Here is a 17,852-nt window from a genome sequence, read left to right on the forward strand (position 1 = left end):
CGTCAGATGTGTATAAGAGCCCGGTCGTGAGGTCCGGGGCGGCCTCCGGCCACACCAGCAGCACCGGGCAGGGCGCGTGGTCGACGGCGAACCGCACGGCCGGCCCCAGGCTGTGCGGGCCGAGCCGCGCGCGGTCGCCGTCCCGGGCCAGCACCAGCAGGTCGGCGCCCTCGGCCGCCACGACCACCTCGCGCTCCACCCGCCCGGCCCGCTCCAGCCGCGTACACGGCCGCCCGAGCCGGGCCGCGGCGGCCTCCAGCAGTTCGGCCGCCGACGCCTCTTGCAGGTCGGTCAGCCGGTCGCCCGGATCCCTCCCGGGACGTCCCCGGCCGAGCAGCCCGGCGAACGCCCCGTGCGCCACGCCGGGCACCTCCGGCCCGATGACGTGCAGCAGCACCACGTCCGACGTGTCGGGCGCATGGGCGCGCACGGCATCCACACAGGCGGGCCAGGTGCCCTCGACCAGCCAGGCGATCACGCGCATAACGACGTCCTCCCTCGGCCTTTCCGCACTGTCGAGTCTGTCGAGTCCGCCGAGTCTGTCGAGTCCTTGAGCGGACTCACGCAATGTGCAGCGCCCCCCACAGTGCCACCACCGCGGGCACGAGCGCCGACGGCACGGCCAGCAGACCGAGCCGGGTGAACTCCTTGAGGTCCACGTCGTGTTCGTGCTGATGCACGATCCGCCGCCACAGCAGGGTCGCCAGCGACCCGGCGTAGGTCAGGTTCGGCCCGATGTTCACGCCGAGCAGCACCGCGAGCACGGCCCCCGGACCGGCCGGCGCGGTCAGCGGCAGCAGGACCAGCACCGCCGGCAGGTTGTTGATCAGGTTCGCCAGTACGGCGGCCGCAGCGGCGAGACCGAGCAGCGCCGGCAGGCTCGTGCCGGTGGGCAGGACGTGCCCGAGCGCGTCGGCGAGCCCGTTGTCGACCACCGCGCGGACTACGATGCCCAAGGCCAGTACGAACGCCAGGAAGGCGGGCGCCGCGGCCCGGACCACATCCGGCGGGGTGGCCCTGCCGCGCCACAGCGCGCGCCCGGCGAGCACCAGCGCCCCGGCCAGCGCCGCCCACACCGGTTCGACGCCGAACGTGGACGTCAGGATGAACCCGGCCAGTGTGCAGGCCACGGTGACCAGCGCGAACAGCGGTGGCTCGGGCGGCTCGCCGGTGCGCGGCGAGGGCGCGGCGGCGGCCAGGTCGCGGGCGAAGAAGCGGCGGAAGACCACGTACTCGGCGCCGATCGCCACCAGCCACGGCAGCCCCATCAGCGCCGCGAACCGGGTGAAGCTCAGCCCGCTTGCGGCGAAGGCCAGCAGGTTGGTCAGGTTGGAGACCGGCAGCAGCAGGGACGCCGTGTTGGACAGGTGGGTGCAGGCGTACACGTGCGGTTTGGGTCGCACGCCGGTCCGCGCGGCGGTGGCGAACACGACCGGGGTCAGCAGCACGACGGTGGCGTCCAGGCTGAGCACCGCGGTGATCGCCGACGCCAGCGCGAACACCGCCGTCAGCAGCCGTACCGGACGGCCCCCGGCCCAGCCGGCCGTCCACGCGCCACACGCCTGGAACAGCCCTTCGACGTCGCAGAAGTGGGCGAGGACCAGGACCGCGGCCAGGAACCCGACCACCGGCCCCAGCCGCTCCGCCTCGGCGCGCGCGTGGTCCAGCGAGATGGCACCGGTGGCGACGGCCAGGGCGGCGGCGGGGACGGCCATGACCGCCTCGGGCAGGCCGAAGGGGCGGACGACGGCCCAGGCCAGGACGGCGACGAGCAGGACGGCGGACAGTGCCTCTGCGAGCGGCGTGTTCAGGGTCTCGTTCCTCCGGACGCGGTCAACGGTGCCCGCACATCAAAGCAAACCGCCGCAGGGGGTTCTGCGCGGACGTGCGCGGACCGGCGCGCGTCAGGGACCGGCGCCGGCGCCCAGGACCGTCAGGAAGACCGACGAGGCGTTGCCGCCCACGGGAACCTGCCCGGCCGTCCACGTGACCGTCAGGTGGTCACGCTCGTCGGGCGGAGTGACGATCAGCGCGGCGGGCGTCGCCGTCCTCGCCCCGCTCACGCCGGGGTTGGAGAACGTAAGGCCCGCCCAGGCGCTTGCACCCGGCCGCAGCGTCACGGTGGTGGGCGTACCCGCCTCGCGCTTGGGGTCCGGGCCCAGCTGCCTGCCGGAGGCGTCCACGAAGGCGGCACCGGGATAGCCGTGCACCGTGCAGGTGCGGCCGGAGGTGTTGGTCAGGACGACCGGGAAGTTCTCCTGCCCGGCGCCGGGATCATTGCGGCCCACCATCGCCTTGAGTTCGGAGGTGTGACAGCGGGTGCTCCTGGCCGCGGCGCCGGTGCCGGAAGCGGAGTCCCCGGCCGTCGCGGCCGAGGAGGAGCCCGGGTGCGTGGCCGTCCGGCCCGGGGCGGTGATGCCGCCGCTCGGCGCGGCCCTCGTGGCGCCCGCGCCGGTCGTCGTGTCGCCGGTCGCGGGGGCGGCGGTGCCCGGCACCTTCTGCGGGGGACTGGCCGTGCCTGCGCCGTTGCCGCACGCGGTCAGCAGGCCCATGACCGCGACCGAGCTCGCGAGCAGGGCCGTGCGGTGGCGGGAGGGGGAGGTGTACGCCATGTTCCGCTCCTGGAGTTCGTCGCACGCGGTCGCGGCGTGCGTCCGGCGCCTGGTGCGCCGACACGGTGTCCGATGCACGGTCGGGACGGAAAGTTCGCCGGGTGCCGCGCCTTTCTCCCGCGGGCTCGGATCCTGTGCCGGGTTCCCCAAATGCATTCCCGTCTCCGGACCGGGTGCCGTTCACCCGTACGGGGGCCAGGTGACCCGCAGGGAGCGGAGTATGCGATCGGTCGCGTCGTCGCCGCCGTGCCGGCGGATCTGCACGTACACCTGGGGCTGCCGGGCGGAGCCGGCCGGCACCAGCGCGGCCTCGGTGAGCCGGCCGCCGCCGGGGCAGCCGGACCAGGTCCGGATCCGGCCGTCCCAGCTCGGGCTCGTGTAGGCGCGGCTGCCGTCGTAGTGGCAGCCGGGATGGTCCACGGCGTTCACCCGGGCCGTGACGTCGCCGTGCTCGCTCAGGCCGACGAACACGCCCCGCACGTCGGCGCCCGGGTCCTGCCAACGGGCCAGGTCGTCGGCGACGGCGAGCCCCGGCTCGTGCCCGGCGGGCAGCCCCAGCGCCCGCGGGTCCCAGCCGGAGTCCCGCAGCTGGCGCCCCCAGCCGTCCGGCACCCACAACACGACCCGGCCGGTGGCGTCCGCGACCCGGCCCCCGGAGGCCGAGGACGGCCGCAGCGTCAGTGCCAGGGCCACGCCCGCGGCGGCGAGCACCGCCGCCACGGCCGCCGCCGCGACGACCCTCCCGCGCCCGCGGGGCCGGCCGCCGGACGCTCCCGCCGCGGCCAGCCGCTCCAGCTCCTCGGCGAAAGCCTCCGCGCTGGGCCAGCGCCGCTCGCGCTCCGGTTCCAGCGCGCGCATCAGCGCCCGCGCCACGCCGGGGTCCAGGTCCGGCCGCAGCCGCCGGGGAGGCACCACCCTGCCCGGCGCGGCCGGAACCGTACCCGTGACCAGCTGGTAGCCGACCGCGCCCAGGCTGTAGACGTCGGCCCGCGCGTCGATCCCCGCACCCGGCTCGGCTTGCTCCGGCGGCCGGTACCCGGCCGAACCCGCGGCCAGGGTCAGCCCCGAGGCCTCCGCCAGGCTCTTGGCGAGCCCGAGGTCGGCGAGCAGCACCCGCCGGGTGCCGTCCGGCGCGGTGCGCAGCAGTACGTTGCTCGGTTTGACGTCCCGGTGCACGACGCCCGCCTCGTGCAGGGCCTGCGCTCCGCGGGCGGCGAGCGCGGTCAGACGCAGCGCCTCCAGCACGGTCAGGGGGTCCGAGACGAGCAGGTCGGCGAGGGTGCCGCCGTCGGCGTACTCCATGACGAAGTACGGTCTGCCGTCGGGCAGTTCACCGATGTCGTGGACCTGCACCACCCGGGGCGAGCCCGCCTTGCGCAGCAGCCGTGCCTCGGACAGGAACCGCTCGCGCACATCGAGGCGGTGCGCCCAGTTCTCCGCCAGGACCTTGACGGCCACCGGGGCCTGGAGCTCGTCGTCGTGGGCCAGCCACACCGTGCCGAAGGCGCCGGTGCCCAGGCGGCGTTCGATCCGGTAGCGGCCGATCCGCTCGACGGAGTGCATGCGACTATCATGCCTGCCCTGAGATCGACTCCAAGGGGGCCTGCCGTGCCGGACCCGGCGCTGACCGACGACCTCGCCCGGCGGGCCGCCGCCGGTGACGGTACGGCGCTGGAGGAACTGCTGCAGGAGATCCGCCCCGAGGTGATGCGGCGCTGCGGACGCTTCCTGCCCTGCCGGGAGGACGCCGAGGAGGCCGCGCAGGACGTCCTGCTCCAGGTCGCGCGGCGGATCTCCACCTTCGAGGGCCGCAGCCGCTTCGGCACCTGGCTCTACACGGTCGTCGCCAACTGCTGCCGCCAGAAGTACCGCGAACTCAGGCGGCGCGCCGCGGAGCAGCCCGCCGCGATCGAGCCCGCGCAGTACGCCGACCCTCGCACCACCAGCGTCATCGCGGGTTCCCGCGTCGATCTCCTGGACGCGCTGGACCGGCTGGAACGCGAGCACCCGCACCTGGTGGCACCGCTGGTGTACCGGGACATCTGCCGGCTGGAGTACGCCGAGGCCGCCGAGCGGGCCGGCGTGCCGCTGGGCACGTTCAAGTCCCGGCTGCACGAGGCGCGCCGTCGGGTCAGGCCCTGGCTGACCGCCGCTTCCTGAGCGTCACTCCTCCTCCAGCAGGCTCAGCTCCGCCCAGATGGTCTTGCCCTCGGCGGTGTGCCTGCTGCCCCACCGCTGGGTGAGCTGGGCGACCAGCAGCAGCCCGCGTCCGCCCTCGTCCCAGGTCCTGGCGCGGCGCAGATGCGGGGCGGTGTTGCTGGTGTCGGACACCTCGCAGATCAGCTGCGTGGCGTCGTGGATCAGACGCAGCCGGATGGGCGGGGTGCCGTACCGGATGGCGTTGGTGACCAGCTCGCTGACCACCAGCTCGGTGGTGAACGCCGCCAGGCTCAGCCGCCAGGCGTCGAGCCGGTCGAGGACCTGCTTGCGGATCGGGGCCACCAGCGAGGGGTCGGCGGGAATCTCCCAGGTGGCCACCTGGGAGGCCGGCAGTCCCAGGGTGCGGGCGAGCAGCAGGGCCACGTCGTCGGTGGAGCCGCTCGTCGGCAGCACGGCGTGCAGCACGCGGTCGCACGTCGTCTCGAGGGAGCCCGTCCGCTCGGCCAGCGCCTCGCACAGCAGCCGGTGACCGGCGTCGACGTCGCGCTCGCGGTGCTCGATGAGCCCGTCGGTGTAGAAGGCGAGCACGCTGCCCTCGCGCAGGTCGAGTTCCGCCGACTCGAACGGCAGCCCGCCCAGGCCCAGCGGGGGACCCGGTGGCAGCTCGATCCGGCGGGGTGGGCCGTCGGGCGGGACCAGCACGGGGCAGGGGTGCCCGGCGCGGGCGAGGACACAGCGCCGCGAGACGGGGTCGTACACCGCGTACAGGCAGCTCGCGCCGACCTCGGCCGGGCGGCCCTCGCCTTCGGTGTCCGCCTCCTCCGACATCCGGGCGACGACGTCGTCGAGGTGGGTGAGCAGCTCGTCCGGGGCGAGGTCGATGTCGGCGAGGGTGCGCACGGCGGTGCGCAGCCGGCCCATGGTGGCCGAGGCCCGCACCCCGTGCCCGAGGACGTCCCCGACGACCAGCGCGACCCGCATCCCGGACAGCGGGATGACGTCGAACCAGTCGCCGCCCACACCGGCGCGCGCCGCCGGAAGGTAGCGGGAGGCGGCCTGCACGGCGGCCGTGCGCGCCAGGGTGCGCGGCAGCAGGCTGCGCTGCAGGGCGAGGGCGGTCTCCCGCTCGCGTGAGTAGCGGCGGGCGTTGTCGATGCAGACGGCGGCCCGGGCGGTGACCTCCTCGGCCAGCAGCACGTCGTCCGGAGTGAAGGGGGCGGGCTGCTCGAACCGGGTGAAGACGGCCACTCCGAGGGTCACGCCCCGGGCCCGGACCGGCACCGACATGATGGCGTGGATGCCGAGCAGCGCCACACGCCGGCTGAGCTCCGGATGCCAGGCGAGCCACTTCTCCAGGTCCCCCGACGCCCTGGCGACCACGATCGGCTGCCCCGACAGCAGGGAGGCGCCCTGGGGCGAGGCCGCGGGATAGACCTCGCACTGCCCGGCCGGGACCACGGAATCGGGGTGACCCGGCCGGACCGAGCGGTGGGCGACGCGGCGCAGAGCGGCCGGCACGGTGAGCGGGCCGATGGGCAGTTCGCCGCCGTTCCCGGGCGGGTCGACCAGGTCGACGCTGACGAAGTCGGCGAGGGAGGGCACGCAGACGTCGGCGAGCTCCTGTGCCGTCCGGGTGACGTCGAGGGTGGTGCCGATGCGCATGCTGGCCTCGTTGACCAGTTGCAGCCGCTGCCGCGCCCGGTACTGCTCGGTGAAGTCGTGGGCGGCGACGCACACCCCGTGCACCTGCCCCCCCTCGTCGGTGATCGGGGACATCCGGGCCAGCCACGCGTGCACGCGGCCTTCCCCGTCCATCGGCACGTAGTTCTTCACGTCGTGTCCTCGGCCGGTTCTGAGCACCCCGAGCATCTGCTCCTCGATGGCCGCGCTCTGCGGCCGGCCGCCGATCTCGGAGATGCGCAGGCCCAGCACCCGCTCCCCGGGGACGCCGAGCGCATGAGCCATGGCGTCGTTGATCGAGTGCAGCCGCAACCGGTCGTCGTAGATCGCGATCGCGCAGGGGGACTGGACGAGCCGAGCCCGGTCGAGCGGATCTGTCCCGGCCCGTGGGACGTCGGCCTCCAGGGGTGTGACCAGGAGCCAGTCGCCGCCCTCCTGCGGGGTGCGGTGGTGGGCCAGCACCCAGACGGTCACGGCGTGCCCGTCGCGGTGGCGCAGGGTGAGCGTGCCGTTCGAACGGTGTTCCTCGGGGAGAGCGACCTGCGCGCCGTCGACCAGCAGGTTGGCGGCGGGCTTGGACAGGACTTCCTCGGGCGCCCAGCCGAGCAGTCGGCGCGCGCCTTCGTTCCACTCGACGAGGACGCCGTGCGCGTCGACGACCGCCCGTGCCGTGGCGGCCTCGTCGAACGGATACGCCGGACTCATCGTCGCCACTCCATCGCGCACACTCACGGTGATCAGGTGTGTCACTCGCGTTCCAGCCTAGTGCGTACCCGCTCCGCATGGTCGGCGACCGTGGCGGGAGGGACAGCTGCGCGCTCCCGCACCCTTGACGGTCCCATGTGTCATCACGTCAGAATCTGTTTGCTCGCGATCATTTCTGAGTACTTCTGGTCCCCGCGGGGAATGAAGGAGAGCCGCCATGACGGTCACGCGCAGATCGATTCTGATCGCCGGTACGGCAGCCCCGGCGGCGGGAGGGCTGCTCGGCGGCCCCGCCGCCCTGGCGGCCGAGGCCGCGGACGCCACGGGAGGCGCCCCCGGCCGCCGTACCGTCGCCCTGCGCGACGGCTGGCGCTTCGCGCTGGTCGACACGGACGGCATCACCGACCCCACCGGAGCCTATGCCGACGCCGCCGCCCCCGGCTTCGACGACTCCGCCTGGCGCCAGGTGGCCGTCCCGCACGACTGGAGCATCGAGCAGACGCCCACCACGGAGCACGGCACCACCAGCGGCACCGGCTTCCTCCCCGGCGGCCTGGGCTGGTACCGCCTCGCCCTCACCGTGCCGGCCGCCTACGCCGGAAAGCGGATCTGGGTGGAGTTCGACGGCGTCTACATGGACTCCCACGTCTACTGCAACGGCACCGAGGCCGGCCACCACCCCTACGGCTACACCGGTTTCGCCTTCGACCTCACCGATCTGCTGCACACCGACGGCACCACCGAGAACGTCATCGCGGTCAAGGTGCAGAACCAGCTCCCCAGCAGCCGCTGGTACTCCGGCAGCGGCATCTACCGCGAGGCCCGCCTGGTGGTCACCGAGCCGGTGCACGTGGCACGCTGGGGCACCCAGGTCACCACGCCCGAGGTCACCGCGGAACGGGCCGTGGTCCGGGTGCGCACCTCGGTGGCCAACGACTCCGGTGCGCCCGCCGAGGTGGAGGTCGCATCGAGCGTCGTCGACCCCGACGGCCGCACTGTCGCCCGGACCGCCTCCACGGTCACCGTCGACGCACAGGGCGGCACCGAGACCCACGAACTCCCCGTGGCCGAACCCCGGTTGTGGGACTTCGCCACTCCGCACCACCGCTACACGCTGCGCACCGAACTTCGCGTCGGCGGCCGGAGAGTGGACACCTACGACACCGCCTTCGGCATCCGTACCTACCGCTTCGACCCGGACGAGGGCTTCTTCCTCAACGGCACCCACGCCAAGATCAAGGGCGTCGACCTCCACCACGACCAGGGCGCGCTCGGCGCGGCGATCAGCCTGGACGCCGTACGCCGGCAGATGACCATCATGAAGTCGATGGGCGTCAACGCCTTCCGCACCTCCCACAATCCGCCGTCCCCGCAGATGATCCAGGTCTGCGAGGAACTCGGCATCGTGATGATGGTGGAGGCCTTCGACTGCTGGCGCACCGGCAAGACGAAGTACGACTACGGCCGGTTCTTCGACGAGTGGTGCGAGAAGGACGCCACCGAGATGGTGCTCGCCGCCCGTAACTCGCCCGCCGTCGTCCTGTGGTCCATCGGCAACGAGATCCCCGACTCGACCTCCACCGCCGGACTCGCCATGGCCGACCGGATCATCGGCGCCGTCAAGGCCGCCGACGACACACGGCCGCTCGTCATCGGCTCGGACAAGTACCGCAGCGTGCCGAAGAAGGGCTCCGCGGCCGACCTCATGCTCGCCAAGCTCGACGGGCTCGGCCTGAACTACAACACCGCCAAGTCCGTCGACGCACTGCACGCGGCCTACCCGCATCTGTTCCTGTTCGAGTCCGAGTCGTCCTCGGAGACCTCCACGCGCGGCACGTACCAGGAGCCGGAGCACCTGAACACGGGCGAGAACCACACCCCGGGCCGGCGGGCGACCTCGTCGTACGACAACAACCTCGCCTCCTGGACCATGAGCGGCGAGTACGGCCACAAGAAGGACCGCGACCGCAAGTGGTTCGCCGGGCAGTTCCTGTGGTCGGGCATCGACTACATCGGGGAGCCCACGCCGTACAACGTGTTCCCGGTGAAGGCGTCCTTCTTCGGCGCCGTCGACACGGCCGGCTTCCCCAAGGACATGTACCACCTCTTCAGGAGCCAGTGGACGGCCGAACCGATGGTCCACCTGGTGCCCATGACCTGGAACCACGAGGAGGGCGACGTCGTCGAGGTCTGGGCCTACGCCAACGTGGAGTCGGTCGAGCTGTTCCTCAACGGCAATTCCCTCGGCACCCGGTCGTTCGACGTGAAGCGGACCATCGACGGACGCGCCTACCTGGAGACCACCGAGGCCACCGGCGACGACAAGACCTTCACCGACGGCCCCTACCCGGGCAGTTACACCAGCCCCAACGGCAGCGCCGGCAAACTGCATCTGACGTGGAAGGTGCCGTACCGGCCGGGCGAGCTCAAGGCGGTGGCCCGGCGGGACGGCAAGGTGGTGGCCACCGACGTCCTGCGCACGGCCGGCGCGCCGCACGCGGTGCGGCTCACGCCCGACCGCGACTCGGTGGCGGCGGACGGCCGGTCGCTGGTCTTCGTCACCGCGGACGTCGTCGACGTCCACGGCGTGGTCGTGCCCGACGCCGAACACCTGATCTCCTTCGACGTGGCGGGCGGCTCGCCGGCCGGTGTCGACAACGGCCGCGAGGAGAGCGCCGAGCGTTACCAGGCGAGCACGCGCACCGCCTTCCACGGCAAGGCGCTCGCGATCGTCCGCTCGGGCACGAAGGCGGGCGTGCTGCGGGTCACCGCACGCGCCGACGGCCTGCGCACCGGCACGGCGACGGTGCGCACCACGCCGGCCCGCTCGGCCGCGGCCACACCACCGGCCGACTTCGCGCCGGACCACCCGGTGCCGCCCACCTACCCCTACGCGGACGCCAGTTACTCGGGCCGCCCCGACACCCTGCCCGCCGCCATGCTCGACGGCGACCCGGCCACCGGCTGGTCCAACGCCTTCACCAAGTCGGCCACCGCGCTGCTGCCCGCCTTCTCCGGGGCACGCCCGAAGGACTGGGTGTCCCTGGACTGGGGCCGGACGCGCACCGTCGACCGCGTGGCCGTCTCCTTCACCGTGGACGCCACGCACAGCCTGCCGGCCGCGGTCGAGGTCGCGGTCTTCGACGGCGGTGCCTGGAGGCCGGTGCGCGGGGCGCGGGCCGACTGGGCCACCGCCTCCGACGCCCCCACGGTGATCGCCTTCGACGCGGTGCGCGGATCCCGGATACGGCTCACCCTGACCAGCGGCCGGCCCGGACAGGCCGAAGGAGCGGTGCGCATCAGCAAGTTGGAGGTCTAGGATCCTCCGCCGCCCCGTCGGCCCGCACGTGGTGGAGCTTGTCGGGGTTGGTGACGATGTAGACCCCGGACACCCGGTCGCCCTCCGGCGTGAGGTCCATGACCATCACCGCGTAGGGGGCCTCGCCCTCGAACAGGACCGCCGCGTCGTCGCCGTTGACGCGGCGGTGGCGGATCTCCAGGTCCCGCGGGGTGCGCCGGGCGGCGTAGGAGGTGAGGAGACGGACGGCCTTGTCGCGCCCGTGCACCGGCCTGAGGCCGGCCTGCCGGCGCCGGCCGCCGCCGTCCGTCCACACCGTCACGTCCGGGGCGAGGATCTCCATCAGGGCGGCGATGTCCCCGCCGAGCGCGGCCCGCACGAAGCGTTCGGTCGCCTCCCTGCGCACCCGCGGATGCGCCGTGTACCGCGGTCGCCGGGCGTGCACATGGGCGCGGGCCCGGTGCGCGAGCTGGCGCACCGCGGCCGGCGTGCGGCCGATGATCTCGGCGATCTCCCGGTGCGCGTACCCGAAGACATCGCCCAGCACGAACACCGCGCGTTCCAGCGGGGTCAGCGACTCCAGGACCACAAGCATCGCCAGCGACACCGACTCGGTCCGCAGCGCCGGATCGCCGGCGTCCGCGGCCTCGTCCGCGACCAGCGGCTCGGGCAGCCACGGGCCGACGTACGTCTCACGGCGGCGGCTGATCACGGCGCGCCGCGCCAGCGCGTGGTTCACCGCGATGCGCACCAGATAGGCGCGCGGGTTGGCGACCTCCTTCAGCGGGGCGCCGGCGCCCCGGGCGGTCCACGACAGCCAGGTCTCCTGCAGGACGTCCTCGGTGTCGGCGACGCTGCCGAGCATGTTGTAGACGACGCCGAACAGCAGCTCCCGATGGGCGAGGAAGAGCTCCGTCGCCCGCCGCGGCGACTCCTCGGCCGGGGTGTCCCCGGCGGGTGCGGAGGGGTGTTCGGACATGGGTGGGCCTCCCGGTGGCGCGCTCACCACTGTGAGGCGGGGGAGGGGCCCGACTGTGACACGGCACGGGCGGGATGTGACGCACGTCTCAGTCGGCGTCCGTCGCGGCGTGGGCCGCGGTGGGTCCCGCGTCTCGCGCAGCACGGCGTACGTCTCGGTCGGTCCCGTACGACAGCGCACGTCACGATCGACTCCCCGGCATGCCGGCCGGCCTCACGACGCGTCGTGGAAGACCAGGCCGAGCGCGTGCCGGCGGCCGGAGCGCACGGTGCTCACGCCGTGCCGCATCCCTCCTGCCGACCAGCCGCGCCGCGTGCGCACCGGCCGGTCCCGGGTGGTGAACACCAGGCCGTGCCCCTGCGCGAGCACCGTGGCGACACCGCGGGACTGGGCCCGGGGCCGCTGCTCGACCATCAGGAACTCACCGCCCGTGTAGTCCCCGCCGTACGCGTCCAGCCCGACGACCACCTGGAGAGGGAAGACCAGCTCCCCGAACACGTCCCGGTGCAGGGCGTTCCAGTCGCCCGGACCGTAGCGCAGCAGGATCTGGGCGGAGCGGCCCTGCCCGGCCTCGTGGCAGCGCCGCAGCCACTCCTGGAGGTCGTCGGGCCACGGCGCCGGGCGCCCGAGCCGGGCCGCCCACTCCCGGGCGATCGGCAGCAGCCGCGGGTACAGCGCGGCGCGCAGGGCGGCCACCTGGGCGGGCAGGTCATGGGTGAAGTAGCGGTACTCGCCGGAGCCGTAGCGGTGCCGGGCCATGTCCACCGTGGTGCGGAACAGCCCGGGTTCGTCGTAGAGCGCGGCCAGGTCACGGCACTCGGCGGGCGTCAGCAGCGGCCCGGTCGTCGCGCAGCCCTGCTCGTCCAACTCGGCTGCCAGCGCCGCCCAGTCGGTGGCCGCGATCCGCCGGGCGGCCCGGTCGGTGGTCGGGGTCATGGCGTCTCCTTGCGTTCCATTGCCTCCAGGTACGAGTCTGGCGCCCTTCCCGGGCGATGTCCGGCGGGGATCGGACACTGTTCTCGTGTCGCTCGGTACCGTCGTCCTACCCATGTGACCTGCGACTATTTACGCGAAAGTACCCCGCGCGGTACGGTGTGGGTCATGCCAGCGCTCAATGTGGAGTTCAGCGACCGCGAGCTAGAGGACCTGCGGCAGATCGCCAAGGAACGCGGTACGTCGATGAAAGCGCTCGTGCGCGAGGCGGCCGCCGCGGACATAGCCCGGCACCGCGCCCTGCAGGAGGGCGCCGAGGCCTTCCGCCGGTTCTTCGCCGCCCACGCCGACGAATTCGCCGCCGCATTCCCCGATGACGAGCCGCCCACCAAGGGCGAGGGACGGGCCGCCTGACCGATGACCCCCGTCATCCACATCGACGTGCCCTGGCTGCTCCAGCGCCATGAGGAAGTGCTGCCGGACCAGCCCACCGTCAACGACTTCTCGGCCCTGGTGGCCGCCGTCGCCCGCCATCGCGTGGACCCGCCGCGTCTCGGCGTGGACTCCGACCCCGCCTGGCGCGCCGCCGCGCTGCTGCACACCCTGGCCGTGCTCAAGCCCCTGCCGTCCGCCAACGCCCGCTTCGCCTGTGCCACGGCCGTGGCCTACATGTTCGTCAGCGGCGTCGGCATCGACCCGCCCTACGGCGCGCTCGTCGACCTCGCCCGCGACCTGATGTCCGGCAAGACCGACGTCTACGGCGCCGCCGACCGGCTGCGCTCCTGGGAGATCTGACGCCCGCCGGCGTCCTGCCCCGCGTCGGCGGGTGCGGGGCGCTCCGCCGCGGTGGGAACACCTGCTGCCCTCCGCCGCACCGCCCGGCCGCTCGCGGGCTCCGCCCCGCCCCGGGCCGCCGACCGGGGGCGGGAGAAGCGGGGTCGGCGGCCGTCGCGCGCGGGAGAGCCGCCGTCCTGCGCGGGGCCCGGCCCAGGGGGCCGTTCCGAGGGGCCGACCCCAGTGCATCGCGCGGCCGGCCGGGCCGGGAGCGTGCGCGGCCGGCCCGTGTGTGCGCGTGTTTCACACGGGGCGCACGAATGCCTGTCCGGCGGATCGTGGCGCAGATGCGGGACCTGGCGCGGACGGGCCCCAAGAGCACCGGGAACACCGGACCTTCCGGGATGTCCTGCCCGGGTGATGCCCCGGCCGCGCGGGTCAGGCGGTGTCCTCCACGAGGTCGGCGGCGCCGACGGTGGCCGGGCCGGCGTGCCCGGACAGGGCGAGGGTGAGGTCGAACTCCGCGAGCAGGCAGCGGATCACGTGCTCCACACCCGCCTGGCCGTCCAGGCCGAGACCGTAGACGTAGGGCCGGCCCAGCAGCACCGCCCGGGCGCCCAGGGCGAGCGCCTTGAAGACGTCGTCGCCGGTGCGCACGCCGCTGTCGAACAGGACGGTCAGCCGGTCGCCGACGGCCTCCACGACCCTCGGCAGCGCGTCGGCGGCGGCCACGGAACCGGCCACCTGACGGCCGCCGTGGTTGGACACCACCACACCGTCCATCCCGGCCTCGGCGGCGAGCCTGGCGTCGTCGGGGTGCAGGACTCCCTTCAGGACGATCGGGCCGTCCCAGTTCTCCCGCAGGAACGCCAGGTCCGGCCAGGTCTTGCCGGGGTCGGCGAACATGCCGACGAAGTGCAGCACCGCCGCGTTCGGGTCCTCGTGCACGGGCTTGGCCAGGCCCGCGAGGAAGGCCGGGTCGGAGAAGTAGTTGGCGGTGCCCACGCCGTGCAGGAACGGCAGGTAGGCCTGGTCCAGGTCACGGGGCCGCCAGGCCAGCAGCGGGGTGTCCAGGGTGACCACCAGGACGGAGAACCCGGATGCCTTCGCCCGCTCCAGGAAACTCCGCGTCACCTCGCGGTCCTTGGCCCAGTACAGCTGGAACCAGCGCTCGGCGTCCCCCATCGCCTCCGCGACCTGCTCCATGGGGGTGCTGGAGGCCGATGACAGGACGTACGGCACGCCCTGCGCCGCGGCGGCCCGGGCGGCCGCCGGCTCCGCGTCCGGATGCATGATGGACAGCACCCCGACCGGCGCCAGTGCCAGCGGCGCGGGCAGCGTACGGCCCAGCACCTCGACCGACAGATCGCGCTCGTGCACGTCCCGCAGCATCCGCGGGACGATCCGGCGCCGCTCCAGGGCCGCCCGGTTGGCGCGGGCCGTGCTGCCGTCGCCCGCGCTGCCCGCCACATAGCCCACCGGGCCGGGACCGAGCCGCTGCTCCGTCAGCTCCTCCAGCCGGCTCAGATCGGTGGGCAACCGGGGCACGGCGCCCGTCATCCCGTTCAGATAGATCTCGTACTGGAAGTCCGCCCAGTGCTTCGCCATCCGTGCCGCCCCGCCTCTCGCCGCCGGTCCGATCCCGCGCTGCACCGACCATACCGGCGGGTATGCACGGGCCGGCCGGCGGGGGACACCCCGATCCCGGCCCGCGGGCGCCGCCTCAGTCCTTGCGCGCCGCCTCATCGAGAATCCGCGCCAGTTCGCGCGGCCGGGAGAACATCGGCCAGTGACCGGTGTCCAGCCGGACCAGCTCCCAGCGGTCGCTCCCCAGCAGCCCGGCCACGGCGGGCATCGGCTCGTCACCGTCCATCAGGCACTTGACGTACGTCGCCGGAAGCTCGCCGAGCGGGCCTTGGAGCACGGCCGGTTCGGTGAGCGTGGCACCCGGGTGCGGGGTGCCCTCGCCGACAATGCGGCCGATCTGCTCGTCGGTCAGCTCCTGACCGGCGTAGTCGGCCGGCGGCAGCGGCGGCCAGACCCCGCCGTTCGCGTCGAGCGCCTGCCGGACGTGGTCGCTCGCGAACCCCGCGAGGAAGGACCGCCCGTCCACCGGAACGTTGGAATCGACGAACACCACGCGCCGCAGCCGGTCCCCGATCCGCTCGGACGCCTGACCGACCGGGATGCCGGAGTAGCTGTGCCCGACCAGCACGACGTCGCGCAGGTCGTGACGCTCGACGTGGTCCACGATGTCCCGGACGTGGGTCTGCTGCCCGGCCGGGACGTCGCTCTTCTCGGCGAGGCCGGAGAGCGTCACCGCGTGGACGTCGTGCCCGGCCGCCCGCAGAACGGGCACCACCTCGTCCCACGCCCACGCGCCGAGCCACGCCCCTGCCACCAGTACGAATCGAGTCATGGGCGCCAACGTAGCCGGTGGGTGTGACAACCGGTGGGCCGTTCAGCCGGAGTTGACGCGCGCGACCGCCCGTACCGGCGCTCCGTCGGCGCCCGGCAGACGCAGCGGGAACAGGAAGACCTCGACGTCCCGGGCCCCGACCAGCCGCTCCAGGCCCCGGAGGTTCTCCGCGACGGCACCACCCGCCCCGCACAGCACCCGGTGCGCGGGCAGGTCCCAGCCGGTGACGGGCTCGCCGGGCGGTGGCGTGGGATCGACGCTCAGCGCGTCCACCGCCACCGTGCGGATCCCTGCCTCGACCAAGGCCTCGGCCGCGTCCGGGGTCAGCCAGGGATGGGCCGGATAGCCGTCGCTCCCCCAGTGGGCCGACCAGCCGGTGGCGAGCAGCAGGATCCCGCACGGCGACAGCCTCAGGCGGTCGATGGCGGGCGCCAGCAGGGCGGGGGTGATCGGCGCCCGGGCGGGCAGGCCCCGCACGTCGGCGACGACCGCCCGTCCCGCGAACCGGTCCAGGGGCAGCTCGTCCAGCCGCGGCCAGGCGTCGTCGACGTGGTACGGCGCGTCGACGTGCGTGCCGGACTGCGAACCCAGGTGCAGCCGCAGCACGTTGACGCCGTCCACCGGCACCCGCAGCGCGGGGGAGACCGTCACCTCCGGGTCACCGGGGTACACGGGCATCCCGGTGACCACGGGCACCGACAGGTCGATCCAGCCGGTCATCAGCCGGCCTCGGCGGCGGGCACCGCGGCCACGCCCTCGGCCCGCGTGCCCGGCCCGGTGATCGGTGGCACGGGAGCGTCGACGGTCGGGGCCAGCCGCGCCCCCTCGGGACCGTAGACCGCCCGCGGCTCGGGGAACAGCCGCAGCAGCGCGAGGAAGAGCACCGCGGCCAGCGTCAGCGACAGCGGCAGGCTGATGTCGACACCGCCCGCCAGATCGCCCAGCGGGCCGACGAACTGGCCCGGGATGTCGGTGAAGAGCACACCGGCGAGTGCGGAGACCCACCAGGCCGTCATGCCGCGCCAGTTCCAGCCGTGCGCGAACCAGTAGCGGCCGCCGCGCTGACGGCGGTTGAAGACCTGAAGCGCCTCCGGGTCGTACCAGCCGCGCCGGGTGTAGAAGCCGAGCATCATCACGACCATCCACGGCGTGGTGCAGGTGATGATCATCGTGGCGAACGTCGAGATCGACTGCACCAGGTCCAGGCCGAACCGGCCGATGAAGATGAACGCGATGGACAGCACGCCGACCAGCAGCGTGGCCCGCACCCGGGACAGCCTCGGGAACACCGAGGAGAAGTCCAGGCCGGTGCCGTACAGGGAGGTCGTGCCCGTCGACATGCCGCCGATCAGCGCGAGCAGACACACCGGCAGGAAGAACCAGCTCGGGGAGATCGCCAGCAGCCCGCCCACGAAGTCGGGGGCCGTCGGGTCGACGTACTTGGGGGCCTTGGCGGCGATGATGCTCGCGGTGGCCAGGCCGAAGACGAACGGCAGCAGCGTGGCGAGCTGCGACAGGAACGCGGCGCCTATCACCTTGCGGCGCGGTGTGTCGGCCGGGATGTAGCGCGACCAGTCGCCGAGGAACGCGCCGAAGGAGACCGGGTTGGACAGCACGATCAGTGCCGCGCCGATGAACGACGGCCAGAACATCGACCGGGTCGCCGCGTCCGCCGAGGCGGTGAAGACACCGGCGTAGGAGGGGTCGAAGTCGCCGGCGAAGGCGAAGGCGCCGAGCAGGAACAGCACGCTCGCCGACGTCACCGCGATCTTGTTGACGAACAGCATGAAGCGGAAGCCGTAGACGCACACCGCGAGCACCAGCCCCGCGAACAGCGCGTAGGCGACGGCGAACGACAGGGTGCTGCGCTCCAGGCCGAACAGCCGGTGCGCGCCGCCGACCAGGGCGTCGCCGGAGCTCCACACCGAGATGGAGAAGAAGGCGATCGCGGTCAGCAGCGACAGGAACGAGCCGACCACCCGGCCGTGCACGCCGAGGTGCGCCGACGAGGAGACCGCGTTGTTGGTGCCGTTGACGGGGCCGAACACGGCCATCGGGCACAGGATCAGCGCGCCCGCGACGACGCCGAGGACGGTGGCCGCCAGGCCCTGCCAGAAGGACAGGCCGAAAAGGATCGGGAAGGCGCCGAGGACACAGGTGGAGAAGGTGTTCGCGCCGCCGAAGGCGACCCGGAACAGGTCGAGCGCGGTGGCGGTGCGGTCGGCGTCGGGGATGCGCTCGACGCCGTAGGTCTCCACCTCGGTGAGAGCGGGGGAGGAGGCGGCGGGGGAG

The 17,852-nt window shown here is 73.6% G+C and carries 15 protein-coding genes; 4 read left to right on the forward strand and 11 right to left on the reverse strand.

What is annotated here, in order from left to right:
* From BZY54_RS37200 to BZY54_RS37215, 4 genes are all read right to left on the reverse strand, one after another.
* Positions 1–484, reverse strand: a 484-nt coding sequence (locus tag BZY54_RS37200) for a universal stress protein (protein WP_107419930.1), incomplete at its 3' end; no start/stop codon positions are given.
* A gap of 76 nt (positions 485–560) precedes the next feature.
* Complete coding sequence (locus BZY54_RS37205) at positions 561–1,811, reverse strand: SLC13 family permease (protein ID WP_086729726.1); 1,251 nt, start codon at positions 1,809–1,811, stop codon at positions 561–563.
* Positions 1,812–1,904: 93 nt separating this feature from the next.
* Positions 1,905–2,612: a DUF4232 domain-containing protein gene (locus BZY54_RS37210; RefSeq protein WP_086729727.1), complete on the reverse strand. Its 708-nt coding sequence runs from the start codon at positions 2,610–2,612 to the stop codon at positions 1,905–1,907.
* Positions 2,613–2,792: 180 nt separating this feature from the next.
* Positions 2,793–4,175, reverse strand: a complete 1,383-nt coding sequence (locus BZY54_RS37215) for a serine/threonine-protein kinase (protein ID WP_086729728.1) — start codon at positions 4,173–4,175, stop codon at positions 2,793–2,795.
* 45 nt (positions 4,176–4,220) lie between these two features.
* On the opposite strand from BZY54_RS37215, the gene BZY54_RS37220 reads away from it, so the two are divergent.
* The gene (locus BZY54_RS37220; protein WP_086729729.1) at positions 4,221–4,772 is read left to right on the forward strand and encodes an RNA polymerase sigma factor; all 552 of its coding nucleotides are present in this window, start codon (positions 4,221–4,223) and stop codon (positions 4,770–4,772) included.
* A gap of 3 nt (positions 4,773–4,775) precedes the next feature.
* Here the strand turns inward: BZY54_RS37220 and BZY54_RS37225 are convergent, their stop codons facing one another.
* Complete coding sequence (locus tag BZY54_RS37225) at positions 4,776–7,157, reverse strand: SpoIIE family protein phosphatase (RefSeq protein WP_086729730.1); 2,382 nt, start codon at positions 7,155–7,157, stop codon at positions 4,776–4,778.
* 217 nt (positions 7,158–7,374) lie between these two features.
* On the opposite strand from BZY54_RS37225, the gene BZY54_RS37230 reads away from it, so the two are divergent.
* Positions 7,375–10,476, forward strand: a complete 3,102-nt coding sequence (locus BZY54_RS37230) for a glycoside hydrolase family 2 TIM barrel-domain containing protein (RefSeq protein WP_086729731.1) — start codon at positions 7,375–7,377, stop codon at positions 10,474–10,476.
* Here the strand turns inward: BZY54_RS37230 and sigJ are convergent.
* Complete coding sequence (sigJ, locus tag BZY54_RS37235; RefSeq protein WP_086729732.1) at positions 10,457–11,434, reverse strand: RNA polymerase sigma factor SigJ; 978 nt, start codon at positions 11,432–11,434, stop codon at positions 10,457–10,459. The two genes, BZY54_RS37230 and sigJ, sit on opposite strands and share 20 nt — an antisense overlap.
* A 213-nt stretch (positions 11,435–11,647) precedes the next feature.
* Positions 11,648–12,370 (reverse strand): 2OG-Fe(II) oxygenase, encoded by a 723-nt coding sequence (locus BZY54_RS37240; RefSeq protein ID WP_086729733.1) that lies wholly within the window; start codon positions 12,368–12,370, stop codon positions 11,648–11,650.
* A gap of 165 nt (positions 12,371–12,535) precedes the next feature.
* On the opposite strand from BZY54_RS37240, the gene BZY54_RS37245 reads away from it, so the two are divergent.
* Both BZY54_RS37245 and BZY54_RS37250 read left to right on the forward strand, forming a co-directional pair.
* Positions 12,536–12,781: a hypothetical protein gene (locus BZY54_RS37245; RefSeq protein ID WP_030172510.1), complete on the forward strand. Its 246-nt coding sequence runs from the start codon at positions 12,536–12,538 to the stop codon at positions 12,779–12,781.
* A gap of 3 nt (positions 12,782–12,784) precedes the next feature.
* A complete protein-coding gene (locus tag BZY54_RS37250) occupies positions 12,785–13,162 on the forward strand; it encodes a toxin Doc (RefSeq protein WP_086729734.1) in 378 nt (125 codons plus the stop codon).
* Between the two features lie 417 nt (positions 13,163–13,579).
* Here BZY54_RS37250 and BZY54_RS37255 read toward each other — a convergent pair whose 3' ends face one another.
* The 4 genes from BZY54_RS37255 to BZY54_RS37270 form a co-directional block, all read right to left on the reverse strand.
* Positions 13,580–14,749, reverse strand: coding sequence for a lactate 2-monooxygenase (locus BZY54_RS37255; protein ID WP_086729735.1), 1,170 nt, complete (start codon positions 14,747–14,749; stop codon positions 13,580–13,582).
* A 115-nt stretch (positions 14,750–14,864) separates the two neighbouring features.
* On the reverse strand, positions 14,865–15,560 hold the full coding sequence (locus tag BZY54_RS37260) for an alpha/beta fold hydrolase (RefSeq protein ID WP_086729736.1): 696 nt from the start codon (positions 15,558–15,560) through the stop codon (positions 14,865–14,867).
* Positions 15,561–15,602: 42 nt separating this feature from the next.
* Positions 15,603–16,280 (reverse strand): cyclase family protein, encoded by a 678-nt coding sequence (locus BZY54_RS37265; protein WP_086729737.1) that lies wholly within the window; start codon positions 16,278–16,280, stop codon positions 15,603–15,605.
* Positions 16,280–17,852: purine-cytosine permease family protein (locus BZY54_RS37270; RefSeq protein WP_244217522.1), on the reverse strand; the 1,573-nt coding region annotated here is incomplete at its 5' end. The genes BZY54_RS37270 and BZY54_RS37265, both read right to left, overlap by 1 nt.

Origin of the sequence: Streptomyces carpinensis, assembly GCF_002154505.1 — a bacterium.
In the GTDB taxonomy this organism is placed as follows: domain Bacteria; phylum Actinomycetota; class Actinomycetes; order Streptomycetales; family Streptomycetaceae; genus Streptomyces; species Streptomyces carpinensis.